Origin of the sequence: Neoroseomonas rubea (assembly GCF_016106015.1) — a bacterium.
Taxonomy (GTDB): domain Bacteria; phylum Pseudomonadota; class Alphaproteobacteria; order Acetobacterales; family Acetobacteraceae; genus Neoroseomonas; species Neoroseomonas rubea.
In genome coordinates this window covers 1-5,343 of the sequence record NZ_JACADQ010000297.1, presented here as the reverse complement: position 1 = coordinate 5,343, position 5,343 = coordinate 1, and the positions used below count along the sequence as shown (strand labels likewise).

Sequence of the window (5,343 nt, the reverse complement as noted above, 5' to 3'; positions counted from 1 at the left end):
CCCCGACCCGCGCAGCAGCCCGCGCAGCCCGCGGTGCAGGCGCCGCCTCCGCTCGCGGCAGGCCAGCCGCCGCCGACCGCCGTTATCGGCATCGTCGACGTGCCCGAGATCCAGCGCGTCTCGACCGCCTTCACCCAGGTGCGCGAGGAGATCGAGCGCCGTCGCGCCCGGTTGAACGAGGACCTGCAGCGCGAACAGCTGCGCTGGCGGGAGGAACAGCAGCGCCTCGCCGCCGAACGTGGGTCCCTGACGCCCGAGCAGCTGCGCACCCGCGAGCGCGAGCTCCAGGACCGGATCACCGACAGCCAGCGCACGCTGCGCGACCGCGCCGCCGCGATCGAGCAGGTTGCGCAGGGCGCGTTGCGCGAGATCGAGCAGGCGCTCGGCACCATCATCCGCCAGGTCGCGAGCAGCCGCAGCGTGAACATCGTGCTGCCGCGCCCGCTCGTGATCTTCAACGACCCCCCCTTCGACCTGACGACGGAGGTCGCGACGCAGCTTAATCGCGCCATGCCCAGCGTCGCGATCCCGGCCGAGCCGGGCGCGGCCCCCGCCCAGGCCGCCCAGCCCCAGCCCGCGCGCCCGTCCGGTGGCCAGGCGCAGGGCCAGCAGCCGCGGCGGAACTGAAGGGGTGGGCGCGGATCCGCGCTTCTTTCCCGCGCGCGGGCCGCTCAGCCTGGCCGCCATAGCCGAGGCGGCCGGTGCGCGGCTGTCGGGCGACGGCACGCGTGAATTCGTCGATGTCGCGCCGCTTCCGCTCGCGGGACCTGCCGAGATCGCCTTCCACGAAGGTCGTCGCAACACGGCCGCGCTGCGGGAGACGCGCGCCGGCGCCGTCCTGGTGGCGCCGTCGGCCGAGGCCGATGTGCCCGCCGGCTGCATCGCGCTGGTCTGCGACGCGCCGCAGCTGGCCTTCGCCCGCATCGCCGCGCTGTTCCATCCGCGCCCGGCGCCCGTGCCCGGCATCCACCCCACCGCCTGGGTCGCTCCCGACGCGCGGATCGGGGAGGGGACGGAGATAGGCGCCTTCGCCTTCGTCGGCGCGGCGGCCGAGGTGGGCCCCGGCTGCATCCTCGGCCCGCATGCGAGCATCGGGGCGGGCTGCGTGCTCGGCCCCGGCTCGGTCCTGCACGCGCATGCTTCCATGGCGCATTGCATCGCGGGCGCGCGGATCGTGCTGCACCAGGGCGCGCGTATCGGCAACGAAGGCTTCGGCTTCGTGACCACGCCCATGGGCGAACATGTGACCGTGCCACAGATCGGCCGTGTCATCCTCGGCGACGGCGTCGAGGTCGGCGCCAATTCCTGCGTCGATCGCGGGGCGGGCGGGGACACGGTGCTGGGCCCGGGCACACGCCTCGACAACCTGGTGCAGATCGGACACAACGTGAAGACCGGCCGGGGCTGCGTCATCGTCGCGCAGGTCGGCATCGCCGGCTCCACCGAACTCGAGGACTACGTCGTGGTCGCGGCGCAGGCTGGACTGACGGGGCATATCAAGGTCGGCGCGAAGTCGCGGATCGGCGCGCAATCAGGCGTAATGAACGACGTGCCGCCGGGCACCGACATCGTCGGCAGCCCGGCCTGGCCGGCGCGGGAAACGCTGAAGGCCTTCGCCTGGCTGCGTCGCCAGGTGGCGGCCAAGGGGAACGACAGGACGGGCGGGACGCCATGAGCAGCGACACGACGGCCGGCGAAGTCGGCACCTACGACATCGCGCAGATCATGCACGCGATCCCGCATCGCTATCCTTTCCTGCTGGTCGATCGCGTCGTCGAGCTGGTTAAGGACGTGTCCTGCGTCGGGATCAAGAACGTCACGATCAACGAGAACTTCTTCCAGGGCCACTTCCCGACAATGCCGGTGATGCCCGGCGTGCTGATCATCGAGTGCATGGCGCAGACCGCGGCCGTGCTGGTGGTGGAAACACTCGGCCCCGACTGGGCGGGCAAGCTCGTCTACTTCATGACCGTGGACAATGCGAAGTTCCGCAAGCCCGTCGTGCCCGGCGACCAGATGCGCGTGCACGTGAAGAAGGAACGCCAGCGCGGCAACATCTGGAAGTTCAGCGCGGAAGCGAAGGTGGACGGCAAGGTCGTCGCGGAAGCGACCTACGCCGCGATGATCCTGGACAGGTGAGCATGGCGGAAATCCACCCGACCGCGTCGGTCGCACCCGGCGCGGTCATCGGAGAGGGCTGCCGGATCGGTCCGGGCTGCGTGGTCGGCCCCGACGTGGTGCTTGGCGCGGGCGTCGAACTGATCGCGCATGTCATGGTCGATGGCCATACGCGGCTGGGCGAGGGCGTGCGCGTCTTCCCCTTCGCGACCATCGGCATGGCGCCGCAGGACCTGAAGTACAAGGGCCAGCCCACGCGCTGCGAGATCGGCGCGCGCACGCTGATCCGCGAGCATGTGACCGTCCACCGCGCGAGCGTCGGCGGATCGGGCGTCACCACGGTCGGTGCCGACTGCATGCTGATGGCCACCGCGCATGTCGCGCATGACTGCGTGGTCAGCGATGGCGTGATCCTCGCCAACAACGTCATGCTCGGCGGGCATGTGCATGTCGATCCCGGCGCCTTCATCGGCGGCGGCGCGGCGGTGCACCAGACCGTGCGGGTCGGACGGCTCGCGATGATCTCGGGCATGGCCGGCGTGACCAACGACATCCCGCCCTTCGGCTTCGTCTTCGGCCTCCCGGCGCGGCTGGTCGGCTTCAACCGGATCGGGCTGCTCCGCCGCGGGGCCACGCGCGACCAGCTGCGCACGCTGCGGCTCGCGAACAACCTGATCTTCAAGGAGCCGGGCGAATTCGCCGCGCGGATCGCCGAGGCCGAGCAGCGCTTCGCCGGCGAACCGCTGGTGATGGAAGTCATCGCCTTCGTGCGCGACACGACGCGGCGGCGCCAGCTTGTGCGCCCCGGTCGCATGGCCGCCCCCGAACTCGGCGGCTCCGACGAGGAGCCCGGGGAGGGCGCGTGACCCTTCCCGAAGGCCCGCTCGGCATCATCGCCGGCGGTGGCGGCCTGCCGCTGCGGGTGGCCGAGGCGGTTGCCGCCGCGGGCCGTCCCGTGGTCGTCGCGGTTCTCGACGGCCATGGCGATGCCGCCGCCTTCGCCGCCCATCCGTCGCGGGCCTTCCGCTGGGGCCTCGCCGCCACGATGCTGGAGTGGCTGAAGGGCCAGGGCGTCCGCCAGGTGGTGCTGGCCGGCACGGTGGCGCGACCCTCCATCCTGTCGCTGCGGCCCGATGCGGCGGGGATGAAGCTGCTCGCGCGGATCGGCCGCGCCGCCTTCTCGGGCGATGATTCCATCCTGCGCGCGGTGATGAAGGTTCTGGCCGAGGACGGGTTCGAGGTGCTCGGCGCGCATCAGGTGCTGGCCGGGCTGCTGCCGCAGGCCGCGCTGCTGGCAGGGCCGGCGCCGGACGATCTCGCCCGCGCGGATATCGGACGCGGTCTGGCGGTCTGCCGCGCGCTCGGCGCCGTCGATGTCGGGCAGGGCTGCGTCGTGCAGCAGGGGCTGGTGCTGGCGGTGGAGGCGATCGAGGGCACGGATGCGATGCTCGCGCGCGCCGGCGGGCTGAATCGCGAAGGGCCCGGCGGCGTGCTGGTCAAGGCGCTGAAGCCCGGCCAGTCGAAGCTCGCCGACCTGCCCACCATCGGGCCGCGCACGGTCGAGAATGCGGCCTCCGCGGGGTTGCGCGGCTTGGCCTTCGAGGCCGGCGCCACCATTCTCCTGGAACGCGAGGCCACCATCGCGCGGGCGGAGGCGGCGGGGATCTTCCTGCTCGCCTTCGACCCGGCCCAGTTCACGGAAGGAACACCAGCATGACCGAAGGCCGCTTCCTGCACACCATGATCCGCGTGGGGAACCTCGACCGCTCCATCGCCTTCTACACGAAGCTGCTCGGCATGAAGGAGCTGCGCCGGCGCGATGTGCCGGACGGCAAGTACACGCTCGCCTTCCTCGGCTACGGCACGGGCAATGCCGAAGGCCAGGGCGAGATCGAGCTGACCTACAACTACGGCGTCGAGAAGTACGAGCAGGGCAATGCCTTCGGCCATCTCGCGGTCGGCGTGCCGGACGTGGCCGCGGCCTGCGAGGCGGTGCGCGCCGGCGGCGGCAAGGTGACGCGGGAGGCGGGGCCGGTGAAGTTCGGCACCACCATCATCGCCTTCGTGGAAGACCCGGACGGCTACAAGATCGAGCTGATCCAGCGGATGTCCTGACCGCGGTCGCCGCACGCGGCGCGGGACAGGCGTGATGGACCCGCTCGCGCTGCTGCGCGGCCTTCTCGACACCACCGAGGATGCCGCGCGCGCCCTGGTCGGCCGTGAGCGCGTCCGCCTCGCGGTCACCGGCCTTTCGCGCGCGGGCAAGACGGTCTTCCTCACCTCGCTGATCGCCAACCTGCTCGCCGCCGGGCGCGGCGCGCGCACGCTGCCCGCGCTGGCGGACGCGACCGGCGGGCGCATCCGCCGCGTCTTCATCGAGCCCGCGGGGACCGAGACGGTGCCGCGCTTCGACCCCGAGGCGCATCTCGCGGCGTTGGCCGCCGACCCGCCGCGCTGGCCGGAACGGACCGAGGACTTCTCCACCCTTTCCATCGCGATCGACGTGGAGCGGCGCACCTCGCTCGGCGGGCTGCTGCCGGAACGGCGCGTGACGCTCGACCTGATCGACTATCCCGGCGAATGGCTGCTCGACCTGCCGCTGCTGCGCCAGGATTTTTCGATGTGGTCGGCCGCGACGCTGGCGCGGCTGCGCGACGGCCCGGCCGCCGTGGCGGCCGCGGAATTCCTCGCCTTCCTCGACGCGCTGCCGGCGGCCGCACCCGCCGAGGATGCGCTCGCCAAGCGCGGCCACACGCTCTACCGCGACATGCTGCGCGCCTGCCGCGACACGCATGGGCTGCGCTTCCTCCAGCCCGGGCGCTTCCTCAACCCCGGGCCGCGGGGGGATGCGCCGCTGCTGTGGTTCTTCCCGCTGCCGGCGCGCGTGCGGGGCGGGCTCGCCGATCTCTGCGCGCGGCGCTACGCGGCCTATCTCGACGACCAGCGCGCGACCTTCCTCGACCCGTTCTTCTCGCGCTTCCACCGCCAGGTTGTGCTGGTGGACGTGCTCGGCGCGCTGCATGCGGGGGTAGCCGCCTTCCGCGACACGGCCGAGGCGCTCGCCGCCGTGGCCGAGGTGATCTCCGGCGCCTCCTGGCTCGAGCGGCTGCTGGGCGCCGCCCCCGGCCGCGTCGCCTTCGCCGCGACCAAGGCCGACCACGTGCCGACGCGCGCGCGGGATGCGCTCGCCGCGCTGCTCGGCCACATCGTGCTCGGCGCGCGCGG

General features: G+C 72.5%; 7 protein-coding genes. All 7 read left to right on the top strand.

Annotated elements, in window-relative coordinates; translation table 11 throughout:
- On the top strand, window positions 1-627 hold a 627-nt coding region (locus HW577_RS20060), incomplete at its 5' end, for an OmpH/Skp family outer membrane protein (RefSeq protein WP_198377901.1).
- A 4-nt stretch (window positions 628-631) separates the two neighbouring features.
- Window positions 632-1,675, top strand: coding sequence for a UDP-3-O-(3-hydroxymyristoyl)glucosamine N-acyltransferase (gene lpxD, locus HW577_RS20055; protein WP_198377900.1), 1,044 nt, complete (start codon window positions 632-634; stop codon window positions 1,673-1,675).
- Window positions 1,672-2,139, top strand: a complete 468-nt coding sequence (gene fabZ / locus HW577_RS20050; protein ID WP_198377899.1) for a 3-hydroxyacyl-ACP dehydratase FabZ — start codon at window positions 1,672-1,674, stop codon at window positions 2,137-2,139. The genes lpxD and fabZ overlap by 4 nt, the downstream gene beginning before the upstream one ends.
- A 2-nt stretch (window positions 2,140-2,141) precedes the next feature.
- On the top strand, window positions 2,142-2,984 hold the full coding sequence (lpxA, locus tag HW577_RS20045) for an acyl-ACP--UDP-N-acetylglucosamine O-acyltransferase (RefSeq protein WP_198377902.1): 843 nt from the start codon (window positions 2,142-2,144) through the stop codon (window positions 2,982-2,984).
- Window positions 2,981-3,835 carry an LpxI family protein gene (locus tag HW577_RS20040; protein WP_198377898.1) on the top strand — a complete coding sequence of 285 codons (855 nt, stop codon included), beginning with the start codon at window positions 2,981-2,983 and terminating at the stop codon, window positions 3,833-3,835. Before lpxA ends, HW577_RS20040 begins: the two co-directional genes overlap by 4 nt.
- The gene (gene gloA / locus HW577_RS20035) at window positions 3,832-4,233 is read left to right on the top strand and encodes a lactoylglutathione lyase (RefSeq protein ID WP_198377897.1); all 402 of its coding nucleotides are present in this window, start codon (window positions 3,832-3,834) and stop codon (window positions 4,231-4,233) included. The genes HW577_RS20040 and gloA overlap by 4 nt, the downstream gene beginning before the upstream one ends.
- A 34-nt stretch (window positions 4,234-4,267) precedes the next feature.
- Window positions 4,268-5,343, top strand: a 1,076-nt coding sequence (locus HW577_RS20030) for a YcjX family protein (protein WP_198377896.1), incomplete at its 3' end; no start/stop codon positions are given.

Bases quoted from the DNA above. Each gene is read 5' to 3' on its own strand.
- fabZ (WP_198377899.1), top strand. From the start codon at position 1,672: ATGAGCAGCGACACGACGGCCGGCGAAGTCGGCACCTACGACATCGCG.
- lpxA (WP_198377902.1), top strand. From the start codon at position 2,142: ATGGCGGAAATCCACCCGACCGCGTCGGTCGCACCCGGCGCGGTCATC.
- gloA (WP_198377897.1), top strand. From the start codon at position 3,832: ATGACCGAAGGCCGCTTCCTGCACACCATGATCCGCGTGGGGAACCTC.